This is a genomic window from Mucilaginibacter mali, assembly GCF_013283875.1.
In the GTDB taxonomy this organism is placed as follows: domain Bacteria; phylum Bacteroidota; class Bacteroidia; order Sphingobacteriales; family Sphingobacteriaceae; genus Mucilaginibacter; species Mucilaginibacter mali.
The window spans coordinates 1,090,044-1,106,803 of the sequence record NZ_CP054139.1 but is presented as its reverse complement, the minus strand read 5'-3'; the positions used below and the strand labels follow the sequence as shown (position 1 = coordinate 1,106,803).

Annotated in this window: 11 protein-coding genes; 4 read left to right on the top strand and 7 right to left on the bottom strand. The window is 46.9% G+C overall.

The features are described from left to right. Positions 1-31 precede the first annotated feature (31 nt). Positions 32-1,225, bottom strand: coding sequence for a pyridoxal phosphate-dependent aminotransferase (locus HQ865_RS04740; RefSeq protein WP_173413784.1), 1,194 nt, complete (start codon positions 1,223-1,225; stop codon positions 32-34). A 670-nt stretch (positions 1,226-1,895) separates the two neighbouring features. Here HQ865_RS04740 and smc point away from each other — a divergent pair. After that, the gene (smc, locus tag HQ865_RS04735) at positions 1,896-5,432 is read left to right on the top strand and encodes a chromosome segregation protein SMC (protein WP_173413783.1); all 3,537 of its coding nucleotides are present in this window, start codon (positions 1,896-1,898) and stop codon (positions 5,430-5,432) included. 347 nt (positions 5,433-5,779) lie between these two features. On the opposite strand, the gene HQ865_RS04730 is transcribed toward smc, so the two are convergent. From HQ865_RS04730 to HQ865_RS04710, 5 genes are all read right to left on the bottom strand, one after another. Continuing rightward, positions 5,780-7,357, bottom strand: a complete 1,578-nt coding sequence (locus HQ865_RS04730) for a S41 family peptidase (protein WP_173413782.1) — start codon at positions 7,355-7,357, stop codon at positions 5,780-5,782. Positions 7,358-7,501: 144 nt separating this feature from the next. Then, positions 7,502-8,998 carry a S41 family peptidase gene (locus tag HQ865_RS04725; RefSeq protein ID WP_173413781.1) on the bottom strand — a complete coding sequence of 499 codons (1,497 nt, stop codon included), beginning with the start codon at positions 8,996-8,998 and terminating at the stop codon, positions 7,502-7,504. A 141-nt stretch (positions 8,999-9,139) separates the two neighbouring features. Next, the gene (locus HQ865_RS04720) at positions 9,140-9,754 is read right to left on the bottom strand and encodes an HAD family hydrolase (protein WP_173413780.1); all 615 of its coding nucleotides are present in this window, start codon (positions 9,752-9,754) and stop codon (positions 9,140-9,142) included. Continuing rightward, positions 9,741-10,049 (bottom strand): ATP-grasp domain-containing protein, encoded by a 309-nt coding sequence (locus HQ865_RS04715; protein WP_173413779.1) that lies wholly within the window; start codon positions 10,047-10,049, stop codon positions 9,741-9,743. The genes HQ865_RS04720 and HQ865_RS04715 overlap by 14 nt, the downstream gene beginning before the upstream one ends. Then, complete coding sequence (locus HQ865_RS04710) at positions 10,049-10,702, bottom strand: ABC transporter ATP-binding protein (protein ID WP_173413778.1); 654 nt, start codon at positions 10,700-10,702, stop codon at positions 10,049-10,051. Before HQ865_RS04710 ends, HQ865_RS04715 begins: the two co-directional genes overlap by 1 nt. Before the next feature lie 654 nt (positions 10,703-11,356). Here HQ865_RS04710 and HQ865_RS04705 point away from each other — a divergent pair. After that, positions 11,357-13,000, top strand: a complete 1,644-nt coding sequence (locus HQ865_RS04705) for a M28 family peptidase (protein WP_173413777.1) — start codon at positions 11,357-11,359, stop codon at positions 12,998-13,000. A 123-nt stretch (positions 13,001-13,123) separates the two neighbouring features. Beyond that, positions 13,124-13,834: an NUDIX hydrolase gene (locus HQ865_RS04700; protein ID WP_173413776.1), complete on the top strand. Its 711-nt coding sequence runs from the start codon at positions 13,124-13,126 to the stop codon at positions 13,832-13,834. Positions 13,835-13,930: 96 nt separating this feature from the next. On the opposite strand, the gene HQ865_RS04695 is transcribed toward HQ865_RS04700, so the two are convergent. Continuing rightward, a complete protein-coding gene (locus tag HQ865_RS04695; RefSeq protein WP_173413775.1) occupies positions 13,931-16,039 on the bottom strand; it encodes a sensor histidine kinase in 2,109 nt (702 codons plus the stop codon). Between the two features lie 145 nt (positions 16,040-16,184). On the opposite strand from HQ865_RS04695, the gene HQ865_RS04690 reads away from it, so the two are divergent. Then, on the top strand, positions 16,185-16,637 hold the full coding sequence (locus tag HQ865_RS04690) for a response regulator (protein ID WP_173413774.1): 453 nt from the start codon (positions 16,185-16,187) through the stop codon (positions 16,635-16,637). The last annotated feature ends 123 nt before the right edge of the window (positions 16,638-16,760 follow it).

Sequence of the window (16,760 nt, the reverse complement as noted above, 5' to 3'; positions counted from 1 at the left end):
TTTTTATGCCAGATAATTCCGGATCTATTTATTATTGCAATTTCCCCAAAGCTTCCTTGATCCTGCGCATAGCTTCTACCAGCTTATCCTCGGCTGCCGCGTAAGACAGGCGGATAGATTTAGGATCGCCGAAGGAATCGCCGCCTACGGTGGCTACGTGGCCTTCCTGAAGCAGGTATAAGCTCAGGTCGTCTGAATTGTTAATGGTACGGCCATTATAGCTTTTACCAAAAAACTCGGTTACGTTAGGGAAGAAATAAAACGCGCCCTCAGGCAGGTTCACTTTCAGCCCCTCAACCTCGCTTAACAGTTTGTACACGATATCACGGCGTTTTTGGAATTGCTCGCGCATTTTCAGCACGCTTTCCAATCCGCCCTCATAAGCGGCGGTACCGGCACGCTGGGTGATGGAACAGGTACCCGAAGTGATCTGACCTTGCATTTTATCGCAGGCGGCCGCTATGTCTTTGTTAGATGCGGTATAGCCAATCCTCCAGCCGGTCATGGCGTAAGCCTTACTGAAGCCGTTAATGATCACCACACGGTCTTTAATGCTATCAAACTGGGCGATAGATTCGTGCCCGCCGATAAAGTTGATATGCTCGTAGATCTCATCGCTCAGGATGTAGATGTCCGGGTGCTTTTCAAACACTTTTGCCAGGCCCTCCAGTTCGGCTTTGCTGTAAACGCTACCGGTTGGGTTGCATGGCGACGAGAACATGAACAGCTTGCTTTTCGGCGTTATAGCCGCTTCTAATTGCTGAGGGGTTATTTTAAAGTTTGTTTCAACGGTGGTATCAATAAATACGCTTTTGCCTTCGGCCAGTTTCACCACTTCCGAGTAGGATACCCAATAAGGCGTAGGAATAATTACTTCCTCGCCGGGGTTAACCAAACATAAAACCGCATTGGCAATAGCCTGCTTGGCACCGGTTGAAACTACGATCTGACTCGGGTCGTAATCCAGGTTGTTCTCGTCTTTCAGCTTTTTGGAGATGGCCTTACGCAGATCAGGGTAACCGGCAACGGGTGTGTAATAGGTAAAGTTATCATCCATTGCCTTTTTAGCGGCTTCCTTTACGTGCTCTGGAGTATGGAAATCGGGCTCGCCGAAGCTTAAACTAATTACATCAACACCCTGGGCAGCCAGTTCGCGGCCCATTTTGGCCATTTTAATGGTTGCCGACTCTGCCAGGTTATTTATCCTGTCGCTTAATACGCTCATTTTCTTTATTTTTTTGTGATGCGGCAAATATAGAAAAAAGCGGAAAGGTGAAAGCAGAAAGGTAAAAGGTTTTTGGATGAACGGTAGAACCGGATAATTATCTGGCGCTACATTGTGCAGGTCCGCGTTGGGTGGCAGCGGATATCCCACAGTTTACGCAAGATATTGTGCGAGGAGGAAAGAGCGAACCTGTAACGGATAGCAGGAACAAGCGTTAATTGCTGCACCGGCAGTGCTTTTCTATTTAATCCATAGTAGATGGCCCATAATCCATAGCAGAAGACGTTTTATGGACTATGGGCCATCGACTATGGACTACCTCACTTTTCCACACCCCATGTTATTAACTCAATAAAAACTTAACCTGTAAAACTTAGCTATAAGGTGTATCTTTCGGGTTCAATTGTTAGAAGCAGTTTAAATTCGATTTTGATTATTTGCGTATTGCAAAAAATCATTGCCGTTGACTTTAGTCAACGGAATAATGAACAGAAGTTAAGTGGCTTTAGCCAAAATGTCGCTTAATATTGGGCTAAAGCCCATGTTGTCGCTTTTGTTTACCGTCGGCTAAAGCCGACGGTAATGAATGACAATCGTTTTTAAGCAAATTTAGTGGCATAGTTCAGCATCAATCCATGAACTATCAACCATAAACTACGGACTATAAATAATGAAGCTAACCAAGTTAGAAGTAAAGGGTTTTAAGAGTTTCGGGGATAAGATCGTCATTAATTTTGACGAGGGTGTAACGGCTGTTGTAGGGCCTAACGGCTGCGGCAAATCAAACGTGGTCGATTCCATCCGCTGGGTTTTGGGCGAGCAGAGCACGCGCGCGCTTCGGTCGGAGAAGATGGAGAATATCATTTTTAACGGCAATAAAAGCCGCAAGCCCGCCAACCTGGCCGAGGTTTCCCTCACTTTTGATAATACCAAAAACGTATTGCCTACCGATTTTTCGCAGGTGACGCTTACCCGCAAGCTGTACCGCAGCGGCGAAAGCGAGTACCGCCTTAACGATGTGCAATGCCGCCTGAAGGATATTACCGACCTGTTTTTGGATACCGGCATCGGATCTGATTCGTATTCCATCATCGAACTGAAGATGATCGACGAGATCATCACCAATAAAGAAAACTCGCGTCGCGCCCTGTTCGAGGAAGCATCGGGCATATCCAAGTACAAGCTGCGCAAAAAGCAAACTTTTAATAAGTTAAAAGATACCGAAGCCGACCTTGAGCGTGTGGAGGACCTGCTTTTTGAAATAGAGAAAAACTTAAAAACCTTAGAGAACCAGGCAAAAAAAACCGAACGGTATTATCGGCTAAAAGAACAATACAAAACCCTGAGCGTGATGCTGGCTTCGTTCCGGATAGCCACGTTCAGCCAGTCGCTGGCCGAAATTGAGGAATTAGAGCAGAAACAGAAGGAAGAAAAGGCGGGCATATTAACCCAGATAGATGTACTGGAAGCCGACCTGCAAAAGCAAAAGCTGGACAGCATTACCCGCGAAAAGAACCTATCGACCCAGCAGAAGGCTACCAACGAATACGTTGCCAAAATACGCGCCTACGAAAGCGAGAAGAAAATAAAGAACGAGCAACTGCGCAACCAGCAGGATAAGGAGAAACGCCTTACCGACGAACTGGAACGCGACCGCCAGCAGCTGAACCACGTGCTTTATAACATTAAACGCCTGAACGAGGAAAAAGCACAGGAAGACGAAACCCTTGATGTTGTAACCGCACGCGTGGCCGATCTGAAAGCTGCCGTTGATGAATTACGCGCTAACCAAACCGAAGCACGTACCGAATTAAACGAGCTGAACAGCATTAACAACCGCCTCCAAAACCAGATCTACAAAGCAGAAAAGGATGCTGAGATCTTACAGATACAGGAACAAGCCTTAGAGCAGGAAAGCCTGCGCAATATGGAAGATGCCAGCGGCAAGGAGGTGGAACTATCTCACTTTAACCAGGTACTGGCCGAACTGCAATACCGCACTGAGGGTTTTGAAAAGGAATTGCAGCAGGCCGTTGATGCCGAAAACAAGCTGCAGGAGCAAATAAAGGCTACCGACGAGGAACTAACGCAGGTAAAAGATCAGGCCGTGGCCGAAAGCCGCCGGCTGGATGCCAAGCAGAACGAATATAACCTGACCAAAAGTTTGGTGGATAATCTGGAGGGTTTCCCCGAATCGATCCGCTTTTTAAAGAAGAACAGCGACTGGGGCAAGAACGCGCCCCTGTTTAGCGATGTGCTTTTTTGCCGCGAGGATTTCCGTGTGGCGATAGAGAACTACCTGGAGCCGATGATGAACCATTACGTGGTGGATAGCTACGAGGATGCCATCAGCGCTATTAACCTGCTGAGCAACGCCTCGCGCGGGCGGGCGCAGTTTTTTATACTGAATAACTTCCCTGCCGAAGCATTTTCGCCGGCTGTGCATGGCGATTGGCTGCCGGCCCTGAGCGTGGTTGAGGTGGAGGCCAAATACCAGCCGCTGTGCAATCACCTGCTAAAAAACGTTTACCTGGTTGATGAAAACGCCGAAAAAGGTTTAGACGGGCAGCAACTGCCCGATGGCGTGGTGCTGTTAGGGAAAACCGGTAAGTTCAACAAGGCTAAGTTTACCATGGCGGGCGGTTCGGTGGGTTTGTTTGAGGGTAAGCGTATTGGTCGCGCACGTAATTTGGAGAACCTGTCGAAAGAGATTAAGCAACTGGAAACGCTGGTGGGCAAGTTAAAAAGCCGATCGGAAGAATTGCAGAGCGCCTTAGTAGCTTTGCGCACCGAGGGCAAGGCCGACGAGATCAAGCAAAAACAGTTGCAGCTAAACCAGTTGAATACCGAACTGATCACCGTTAAAACCCGGCAGGAGCAGTACCAGGCTTTTATAGAGAACAGCCGCAACCGCAAAGAGGATATTGCCCGCAAAATTGCCACCATTAAGGATGAATTGCTGGCCTTGCAGCCGCAGGTGGCCGAGTTTAAAACCCAAAAAGAGATACAAGGCGACCTCCTGGCCGAAAAGCAGCAGGTGTTTAACGAGTTGAACGAATACCTCACCGTGCAATCGAACGCTTACAACCAGGAGAATATCCGCTTCCACCAGCAGCAAAACAAGGTATCGGGCCTGATGAAGGATTTGGATTACCGCGAAACGCAGCAGGATGGCCTGGAAACCCGCATCAATCAAAACAGCGCCGAACTACTGACCGTAAAGGCTGCCATACAGGAAATATTAAAGCTGGCCGACCACAGTGATGACGACCTGCTGGAAATGTATGCCCAAAAGGAGGAACTGGAAAAAGCCGCCCAGCAGGCCGAGCAGGAGTACTATGCCTGGAAGGGTCAGATAACCGAGGTTGAAAATAATGTATCCGCGCTGCGCCGTAAAAAGGACAATGCCGAACTGATCGAAAGCGAACTGCGCGACAAGCGCACCAACCTGCGCGTTGATCTGAACGCGTTGAAGGAACGCCTTTCGGTAGAGTTTAATATTAATATTGAGGACCTTCTGAATACTGAAGTGCCGCAGGACGAGAGCGAAGACGACCTGCGCGAGAAGACTGAAAAGATGAAACGCCAGTTGGACGACTTCGGCGCGATAAACCCGATGGCGGTTGAGGCTTATAACGAGATGAACGAGCGTTATACTTTCATTCAAGCTCAAAAGAAGGATTTGACGGAAGCCAAGGCTTCACTGCTGGCTACTATACAGGAGATTGATGATACGGCTAAGGAGAAGTTTATGGCGGCCTTTATTAATGTGCGCGAAAACTTTATCCACGTGTTCCGTTCGCTGTTTAACGAGGAGGACAGCTGCGACCTGATCCTAACCGACCCGCAACACCCGCTGGAATCGGATATCGACATCATCGCCAAGCCTAAGGGCAAACGGCCCTTATCTATCAACCAGCTATCGGGTGGCGAAAAAACGCTGACGGCTACGGCCATCCTGTTCTCGCTTTACCTGCTGAAGCCGGCCCCCTTCTGTATCTTCGACGAGGTGGACGCCCCGCTGGATGATACCAACATCGATAAATTCAACAATATCATCCGCAAGTTTAGCAACGATTCGCAGTTCATCATCGTATCGCACAACAAGCGCACCATTGCCAGCACGGATGTGATCTACGGTGTTACCATGGTAGAGCAGGGCGTATCGCGCGTGGTGCCGGTGGATTTACGGGAGTTGGTGGATTAGGGCCTTCGGCCAGAGATTAGTGGTTGGAGATTAGAGATTAGTAAAAAATGCCCGTTCAAGCGTCTTCGCTTGAACGTTATCCTAAGTGAGTGTCTACGCTCACGTTTAAAAATTAAGCGTGGACGCTTAATTAGGAGTTGCGACAAGCGTGGACGCTTGACGCGGCGGGTTTGATAGCCGTAATTGTCATTGCGAGCGATAGCGCGGCAATCCCATAGGATGTGCAACGAGGACCTGCCTATGAGATTGCCACGTCGCTACGCTCCTCGCAATGACAAATTTTGGTAAAAAGAGAGGGATATGGCCTGCGGCCATATCCCTCTCTTTTTGTAGTAATCACTAAAAACTTACTTCTTCAGCAAGTGATGCTGCATGATCATCCCATTAAACTGGTTACCGTTTAAAGCATTGTTAATGGCTTCGGTAGCAAGTTTGGTGTTATTGGTATCAACGCTTTGAATTTGCAGATCGTTTGAAGTGGTGTACACCCCGTTTTTAGCAAAGTATATGGCTTGTGCTATTAACTTATCGTTCACATCACCAAAGTCTTTGGTCACATCGTCATTCATCTTTTTACCAGCATAATCAGTGGTACCCGGCTCCATCCCGGCATAGTAACCACCCTGGCCTAATGAATTCTTTGTTTCAAACTCAGGGATATACATTTGGTATTTGCCTATATTAATATCAAAAAAGCCAACAGGTTTGCCATAAGTTGTAACACCTATTAGCTGCACATTCATGTATGGACGCAAGCTGTTAATCGTTAACTCGCTGGCCGATGCTGTACCCGCGGTTACCAGGAAGAATACGCGGCTGATATTCAAAGTCCCTTGTTTAACAAAATTGGTAGCCGCAGTCGAAAAATCTATCTGGCTATAGTTATAAAGCTGGTTTGTATTAGCATCGCGGCGCACCTGATTCTTTAATAAAGGATCTTTCCCGGCGGCTAAGTTGGTACTGTAGTAAGTGGTATACATAACCTTACCATTAGCCGATGTCGGGGCTATTAAGCCGGCCAGGTACTCGGCTGTTTCAACAAAGCCACCGCCATTATACCGCAGATCGACGGTAAGCTCGGTAACACCGTCATTAGCAAACGATGTAAACGCGGTTGATAAAGCCGCCTGGGCACTGGCCTTGCTTACAAAGCTATTAAATACGATATAACCCATTTTTTTACCGTTACCCATATCAAGCGATTTATAGGTAATAACCGGGTTAATGGTATAAGTTCCGGCATTAATGGTTACGTTAATTGTAGTGTTATCAAATTTCTTTAGCACCATAGTAATTGTGCTGCTACCGCTGCTAAAGGCATTTTGCAAAAAAGCAAGATTAGCGGCCTGGTTAGCATAGTTGGAGGCGGCGCTCAAATCGGTACGGCCATTAACGCTCATGATCTGGTAACCGCGTTTTACACCCTGCACATCAGCCGGCGAACCGGGATAAACATATTTGATATAAAGATTTACGTTCCCGCTATAAGCATCATAAAAAGGTAAGCAACCAAAATCGCCCGCTGTAGCATTTAGCTTTTGTGATGATGTACCATCATCCATATACGAGTACTTCGCGCGGCCGCCGCTATTGGCCACATATTCATAAGCCAGGCCGGTGGCCGGGTTAATTTTATATTGCGATATTTTGTTTACCACGGCCTGCAGCGCGGTCAGGTCGGTTGTGCCGGTTACGGCGCGGGGGTTAACGGTATTATAATCGGGGATGCCATCGTACCAGTAATAATCTTCCTTGGCATACAGGAATACCGAGTCTTTCATTTTATCTAACGCGGTACCTGTAGTGGGGATAGTTGGATCGGTAGTGGTGGTACCGGTATCTGTAGCTTCGTCGGCTGGTTTACTTTTTTTACAGGCGGTAAAAAATATCAATAGCGTTCCTGCAATAAACAGTATTTTTTTCATTTTAATCGGGGTTAACACACTATATACGTAGCAACATGCATATTAGTGTTTACAAATGTAAATTTTATTAATAATATTTATTACGGCTATAATAAATACACGTTAAAGAAAATTGGCGATAAGATCGTCAATCCACAACAGTCTTTATTTTCTCGGTCTCCTGTTGGCTATCATCCCGTTAAAATCTTCGGCACCTATATTATGGCTAACAGCCGGCTGGCCATCAACGCTTTGTATTTTCAGGCTGGTACCATAAGTACCGTTTTTCACATAATTAAGCGCGTGCGACAGCAAACCTTCGGTGGCGTCGCCAAAATCTTTGGTCAGGTCATCATTGCTGCCAAATCCGGGATAGTTACCACCAGGGTTCATGCCGGTAAAGTACCCACCCTGCCCTGCCGAGTTTTTAGTTTCAAACTCGGGTACGTATAGCTGGTAAGCATTAATGTTGATAGCGAAAAACCCTACCGGCTTGCCATAGGTATTAGTGCCTATCAGCTTAACATCCATAGCAGGTATCAGGTTATTAATAGCCAGTTCGCTGGCCGATGCAGTGCCGCCGGTAACCAAAAAGAATACGCGGCCAATATTCAGGCTTCCCTTTTTACTAAAATTAACCGCATTACCGGCCACCGTATAATCAACCTGGGCCAGGTTATATAAACCGTTCGCATCACGCGCTACCTGGTTCTTCAACACCTCGGCCTTACCACTTTGCAGGGTGCTGTTAAAATAATAGTTGTACATGGTGGTATTATTCTTAGCCGTAGGGACGATCAGGTTAGCCAAATATTCGGATGTGGAAACATAACCGCCGCCGTTGTAGCGCAGGTCTACCACCAAATCGGTAATGCCGTTGCTGGTAAAGCTGGCGAAAGCTTCATCCAACTTTGGTGTAGCATTTGCAGGCGCAGTAAAAGTATTAAAAACGATATAACCAACTTTTTTCCCGCTGCCCAGATCAAAGGTTTTATAAAGCAGCACCGGGTTAACCGTATAACTGCCCGAGTTTAGCGTTACGCTGTAGGTACTATTATCGGGGCGTTTAAGCGTCATACTCAGCGGCGACGTGCCCAATGCGTTAACAATAAAATTGTAATCGGTGTTTGAAGACAGATCCAGGTTGCTGCGGCTGTTCACTGTAGTAAGCATATCACCCCGGTGCACTCCATTATTACCTGCTGCCGATCCACCGTAAACATAGCGTACCCTTATGTCTGTATTGCTGATGGCGGTCAGGGCGAAGCCAAAATCGGCCTTATTGCCACCCAAAGCAGCGCTGGTTTGCCCGTTATCAATAAACGAATACTTGGCTTGCCCACCACTATTGGCTACATACTCGTAAGGTTGCCCGGTTTGCGGGTTAATTTTAAACTGCGAAAGGATATTTACTTCGGCGCCAACAGCGGCCAGATCGCTGCTCCCGTTTATACTACGTGGCTGCAGATCGTGATAACTTGGGATAGCATCGGCCCAGTAATATGCCTCTTTGGTGTACAGGTATACCGAATCGCGCACCAGGTCTAAAGTGGTACCCTCTTTGGTTGGTCCATCTAAAATACCTTCATCCGATTTTTTATGGTGGCAGGCCGTTAAAACGCCGGCTACCAACACTACAGCAAAGTAAAACGATCTTTTCATATCCAATAGTTTAACCACATTACTTTAAACGTAAAGCACTTACATTAAGTTGCTTCAGCCTCACCCCTCTCTCCAAAGGAGAGGGACTTTTAAAAAAGTACATGTCAAGTACTCTCCTTTGGAGAGGATTAAGTGAGGCTACTATAAAGATATGAATTCGTCGGCATAAATAAAATCAATGCCGCAAGCTTCAGCGCAAAGTACATCGGTATCAGTTACGCCGGTCATCACCATATCGCGGCGCTGCAGGCCGTGGTCGGCTATGAGTTTGTAGATACTGTCCGGTTCGGGTTTGGGCGAAAGTTCATCGGCGAAGTAGCAGGTAAGGTATTTTTCAAGTCCGTGCCATTCTACATGCTTTAATTTATTCAGTTGTTGCTCTGGGTTGCCGTTGGTAACAATGAACAGTTTTTTCCTGTCCACCACAATATCCTGCATCAATTGCAGCATATCGGCATATAGCAAAAGTTTTAGCGGCAACTGGGCGCTTTTATGCAGATGTTCGAAATTGAAGCGGTATTGCTCATCCAGTTGAAAGCGCTGCTGAACACGATCAAACACCACCTCCGGACCATCTTCATCGTGTGTTTTCACCATCAGGTTTACCAGCACCTTGGCGTCCAGCATTTCAGTATATTCCAAAAAACCTGCGAAGAGGTAATACACCTGGTACAGGTAATCCTTTTCGGGATACAGCACGTTATCCAGTTCAAAAATAAAGGCGGTTTTGCGCGGGTCTATATCACTGTACTTCATCGGCCGCTTTAATGGTTATTCCGTATTCGTTAAATAATAAGGCTGCCTCGTTCAGCAGATCAAGTTCGGCAGTTTGCAGGGCGTATATGATTTCAATACCCTTATCTAAACTTAAAGTCAGCATCTTATGCGCGTATGATGCATCGTTCGGGTTGGGCAAACTGATCATCGCCCCGCTCTGCAACATCACAGCGGGCAGTTCTGCATAATCGCCCAAAACGATATTTCCCTCCAGCTTACTCTTCAACTGATGCGCCCGGCCTGAAGCCGCCCCGGTAATCAACATTTTAGCCATCAGGATATAATTAAGCCGTCCTTCATGGTCACCTTACGGTCCGACAGGTTAGACAGGTCTTCGTTATGGGTTACAATTACAAAGGTTTGATCAAAGTCGCGGCGCAGCCTGATGAACAATTCGTGCAGTTCGCGCGCGTTGGCCGAATCAAGGTTACCCGAGGGTTCATCGGCAAAGATCAGGTCGGGCTTATTGATCAGCGCACGGGCTACGGCCACACGCTGCTGCTCGCCGCCCGAAAGTTGGTTAGGCTTATGCGTGGTCCGATCGCTCAAACCCAGCATATCCAGCAGTTCCATGGCGCGTGCCTCGGCAACTCCTTTAGCGGTACCGGCAATAAAGGCCGGGATGCACACATTCTCCAGCGCGGTAAACTCGGCCAGCAGGTGATGAAACTGGAAGATGAACCCGATCTTGCGGTTACGGAAGTTACTTAGCTGCGTACTGTTCATGCTGCTCAGTTCGTGCCCGTTAAAAAATAGCCGACCTGCATCGGGCTTATCCAACGTGCCCAAAATATTCAGCAGCGAGCTCTTCCCCGCGCCCGACGCGCCTACAATGGCCACAATTTCCCCCTTGGCAACTTCCAGGTCAACCCCTTTTAAAATGTGCAGGTTGCCGTACGATTTATGGATAGCTGTAGCTTTAAGCATGGGGGTAAAGGTAGGGAATCTAGACCGCTGATTTTTTATGATTACACTGATTTCGTTGATTTTTCTCAAAAATCCTGCCATCTGTTAAATCTGTTTAATCATGGTTCAGACAATTGTGGCGTTGCCTGCGGCCCGGGCTGTACGCTCATACTACACAAGGCCTTAGCCACAAGGCCGGTATCCGCTCCCATCCATAACGCGGATGAATTACTATTCCGGCAACCCCGTTCCCTCTTTTGCCAAAGGCAAGAGAGAGTGGTCCAGCGAAGCGTAGACCGGGTGGGTCTACCCGTCGGCTCTGCTATCGGCCTTACTCACCCCGACGACGCTTCGCTGGTCGGCCCTCTCTTCGCTGCGCGGAAAGAGGGCAAGAGTATTATCAGAAACCCCATCCCCTCTTTTGCCGAAGGCAAGAGAGAGTGGTCCAGCGAAGCGTAGACCGGGTGAGTCTACCCTTGGTTAGTTTCCTTGTGCCATTTTCTCTTTTAAAGTCCATCGGTTTAGGAATTACCAATAATACGATGGACATGCTCTGTGTTCTCTGTGCAAACCTCCGTGCCCGTTGTGGTTAACTCATCGCCACTACCATCACCTATATGTTACTTTAAATTATTCAGGATTTATTTATCTTGTCCGACCAATAACTGATCTGACATGAAATTAAAGTTTACAGCAACGCTTGCATCAGGCGTGTTGCTATCCTTAAGCACCGGCGTTTTCGCACAGCAAAAATTAGTTAATCCCGCTGTCGACGCGGCTATGCAAACCGCCAGCGCCGACGAAATAAAGGCCAGCATTACCTACCTGGCCGATGATAAATTACTGGGCCGCGCGCCTGGTACGCCGGGTTTCCAAATGGGTGCCGACTATGTAATAGGCAAGTTAACCGAGTACGGCGTAAAACCCGCCGGCGAAAATGGCGGCTGGACACAACAAGTGCGTTTTCGCCGCACTTTCGCTGGTAAAACGGGTTCGGCTACATTAACCATAGCCGGCAAAACCGATAGCATTAAGTACGGTAACGATATCTTCATCTATCCCGATCCGGTTCACCAGGTGGTAACCTCATCAGGCCAGCTGGCTTTCGCGGGATACGGTATTACCGATAAACAACTGAACTACGATGATTATGCCGGGCTGAATGTTAAAGGCAAGATCGTGGTGATCGTTCGCGGGGCGCCAAAAAGCTTCCCGTCTTCGGATGCATCACACAGTATGGATTTGATCACCATACAAAAAAATGCAGCCGCGCATGGTGCCAAAGGGGTTATCCTTGCCGTGGGCGATTCTACCGCGCGCCCGATACTGCCTAATCCCGGTCGCAGAGGCACTTATAGTATAATGGACGAGAAGGGTGTTCCCGTAGTGTCGCGCAATTATTTTGGCGGGGTGGAAATGTTGGCCATGGTTGGTTACAAAACGTTTAAGGCATTAGCCGCTACGGCCGGGAAAAATGCAGGCGATGTGGTAGCATCTATCAAAGCGGGAACACCCATGTCGTTCCCTGTCAATGCTTCCGTAAGCGCTACCGCCGATTTTAGCTACCAGGATATTGCCGGCTTTAACGTAGTGGGCAAAATAGAAGGATCAGACAAAAAATTGAAGAATGAATACGTGGTGCATAGCGCTCACCTTGATCACCTTGGTGTTGGTCAACCTATACAGGGCGACTCTATCTATAACGGCGCGCATGATAATGCTTCGGGCGTATCAAGCCTGTTGCAGATAGCCAAGATCTACCATAACCTGAAAGAAAAGCCCAAACGCTCTATCCTGATCGTTATGGTTACCGGCGAAGAGTTGGGAGATTTGGGCTCGGGCTATTTTGCAAGCCATCCAACCGTTCCGGTAAAATCGATGGTAGCCGATGTGAATACCGATATGCCTACCATCATTGCCCCGCTATTGTCGGTTACCGCTTTGGGTGCCGAGCATTCATCGCTGGCGGCGGTGGTTGATAAGGCAGCCCGCTACATGGATATGACCGTTGAACCCGACCCTGAGCCGGAGCAGAACCGTTTTGTACGCAGCGATCAGTATAGCTTTGTGGTACACGGTATCCCGGCGCTGCACATTAAATACGGCGCACGCACGCCTGACGGTAAAAACAACCTGAACGACCTGGTGAAAGTTTGGCGCGCCAAATACTACCACAAACCACAGGACGATATAAATGGCATGTTTGATTTTGACGCCGGCCGTAAATACGCCCAGCTTAACTTCCTGATAGGGTATGTGGTTGCAAATGATCCGCAACGCCCAACCTGGAATAAAGGTGATATCTTTGAAAAGAATTAAATAAATCGGATATTTACCTGTCATGCCGACATGTTTCGGTGTCTCGTTGTTGCATTTTTACTATACTTGCATATTAGAGATGCCGAAATATTTCGGCATGACAGGTTAAACAGTTAGCTAAACATGCACACTTATACCGGACAGGAACGATTTTTATTAGCCACCGATTGTATCATCTTCGGATTTGATGGCACCGATATTAAACTGCTGCTGATACACCGCGGGCTGGAACCCATGAAGGATCACTGGAGCCTGATGGGTGGTTTTGTACAAAAAGACGAAACCCCTGATGATGCCGCCAACCGGGTGCTTGAACAGCTTACCGGCCTGAAAAATGTGTACATGGAGCAACTGCACGTATTCGGCGCGCCCGACCGCGACCCCGTAGAGCGGACAATATCAGTTGCCTATTTTGCCCTGATAGATATACACCAGTACGAGGCGCAGTTAACCCACGAGCATCATGCCGAGTGGTTCCAGTTGAACGAACTGCCCGAACTGATATTCGACCATAACGAAATGGTAAAGCTGGCTAAAAAGCAATTACGCTACAAAGCCGCCCTGCACCCTATCCTGTTCCAGCTATTGCCCGAGAAATTTACCATCCCGCAACTGCAGGCCCTATACGAGGGCATCTATCAATCCAAACTTGACGACCGTAACTTCAGCCGTAAAATATTATCAACCGGCTTACTGGTTAAACTGCCCGAAAAGGAAAAACTATCATCAAAAAAAGGGGCGTTTTATTACAAATTAGATCAATCTAATTACCTGGAAAACTTCCACTCATTCCTGAATTTCATCCCAAATCCCGACAGGTTTTTTAAGGATTAAGAGTATTGTCTGAACCTTGATTAAACAGATTTATCGGATCACCACTATTTTTAAATCCTGTCATCGGTTAAATCCGTTTAATCAAGGTTCAGACAATTATTGCAACGTCTTCGGCAATATCACCGTAAAGGTAGTCCCTTCTCCCGGTGCCGATTTAACTTCGATGGTGCCGTGGTGTTTTTCAATGATGCCGAATACGATGGACAGCCCGAGTCCGGTGCCCTCGCCAATATCTTTTGTGGTGTAAAAGGGTTCGAACATGTGTAGCTTTACCTCGTCGCTCATACCAATGCCGGTATCGGTAATTTCAATGCTGATATTTTCGGGGTAGTCGCGGGTGATAATGAGGATATGCTCGTTGTTATGTACGGGCTTGGCTTTAATGGCTTGTATACTGTTATTGATCAGGTTTACCAACACCTGGTTTATCTTACCGGGGTAACAGTTTAGCAGGGGAAGTTTATCTAACAACGGCTTTATTTCTATACCGTAGGGTATGGTGCTGCGTAACAGCACCAGGGTGGTCAGGATAGATTTGTTAATATCAATGGCTTTTAAAACCAATTCATCTGTGCGGCTGAAGGTGCGCAGGCTATGTACGATCTCGGTAGTGCGTCCGGCCCCTTCTTCAATCCCCTCCAGCAGGGTAATGATCTCTTCCTTTATAAAATCAATATCAATTTCCTTAGCGTAGCTGGCCGCCTTTTCCTGCAAGCCGGCATCGGTAGGATTAGTAACCAACTGGCGGTAGTATTCGATCAGGTTAAACACTTCCAAAAAATCCATTTTCAGCGGCTTAATGTTAGCGCTGACGAAGTTGATGGGGTTATTGATCTCGTGCGCTATGCCCGCTGTAAGTTGTCCCAGCGATGCCATCTTTTCGGTATCGATCAGTTGTATCTGGGCCGATTTCAAATTCTCGATAGTTACCGAGAGGTTTTTGTTGGTCTCTATCAACTCCTGGGTACGTTCCTTCACCTTATTCTCCAGCGCGAAGTTCTGCCCGGTGATCAGGCGTTCGTTCTCGCGGGCAATGGCCAGCGCCAGTTCCTTGGTTTCCAGGCTTTGCTTGCGATAAAAGTTAATACGGTCGGCCAATGCTACCGAGAACATGATCAGTTCGAAAGCCGAACTGTACAGAATAAGGTTGGCAGTAAGATCATTATAAGGTAACAAACCTTTATTGCGGGCGATGGTGGCCAAAACAGTGATAAGGAATAAGCTCCAGGCCAGCATAAAAAACTTGGCCGGCTTAAAACCCTTTACATACAACGATATCCCGATAAGCAGCAGCACTATTGAATTAATTGTGGCTATTATGGTAATTAAGCTTAAAGCCAGTGTAGCTTGTTTAAACAAAGTAGCAACTACCGGCAGGCTCACCAGTATATACAGCACATAGTAGTAGCGGGAATATATTTTAGATTGATGCTCTTTCAACTGTAAAAACTCGCGCACAAACATCAGTATCGAATACCAGAAACCTACCCGTGTAAGCGGTATCAGGTAATTGTTCAGCAATTGCTTATCAACCGGCAAAAAGTTGGTGCCCAGGCCGCGCAACTGCCATTGGGTAAGGCCCAGGAAGATAATATAGAAGATATAGTAAAGATAGCTTCTGTCTTTCACTAGTATATAAAGCATCAGGTTATACAAAACCATAATGCCGATAATTCCCATAAAAAAGCCTACGGTTACATTTTCGATGATGCTGCTGTGCAGGTAGTAATCGGCGCTTTGTATGCGGATGGGGATAGCCATCGAGTCGTTACTTTTTATGCGCAGGTAAATGGTACAAACCGAATCGGGCAGTACAGGGCAGTTAATAATGCGGCTGATCTGTTTAGAATTATTTTTTTTATCCTGCACATCGGTAGAGCCGAGGTGGATCACGTGGCGGTCGGTAATGCCCACATCATACAGGTCGAAGCCGTCTATCACCCCAAAGTTTATGGTAACGGGCAGGTAGGGTTCGATGGTTTTATTATGCAGGGTTAGTTTTACCCAAATTACCGAGTCGGCATAGTTAATAAAGGGAAATTGCGTTTTAGTATGATGAAAATCTTTGCTGACCGCGATATCGGCAATGGTAAGGTTGGCCTCGCGATCCTCCAGTTGGGTGAAGTAACGCTTGCTTAGCAATACCGATTGATTATTGCTGATGGTGAGTGTATCGGTAGCCTTTGCAGCAAAACACCATAGCATTAATAGTATAAAAGCCGGAATTTTTCCCATTTATGGACAAACAAATGAATTACCGCAATAATTTTACACAAATTTTTGCGTTTATTAAACCTTAAACTATTAAATTCGTTTAACTATTGATGCCGAAACCCCTAAAACCAGAACTATGCAGATAGGTATACTATATGTTGATGATGAGGTGAATAACCTGAATAGTTTTAAAGCTGCGTTCAGAAGATACTTTAACATACATACGGCCCAATCGGCCCGTGAAGGCCGCAAAATACTGGAGGCCGAAGAAATTGGCGTAATTATTACCGACCAGCGCATGCCCGGCGAAACCGGCATCGAATTTTTGGAATCTATCCTGCCCATCTATCCCGATACTATCCGCATCCTGTTAACCGGCTTTTCGGACATTAACGCCGTTATGGGTGCCATTAACCGCGGGCAGGTATACAAATACCTGGTAAAACCATGGCAGGATGACGAACTGAAAATGTATATCCAAAACGCCCTTGAACTATATAACCTGCGCAAAGAAAATAAAGACCTGGCCCAAAAACTAAAAATAGCCACCATGGAACTGGAAATGCTATCGGCCAGAGAGAAGATATAATTTTCACTATCAATATACTTTTTTTCAACTGTTTACGTATTTTTAGCAAACCGTTATGTTTTTGCCTAAATAAGCATAGCAGGTAACACTAATTAATACTGTTGATGCGTTGAAAACAATACC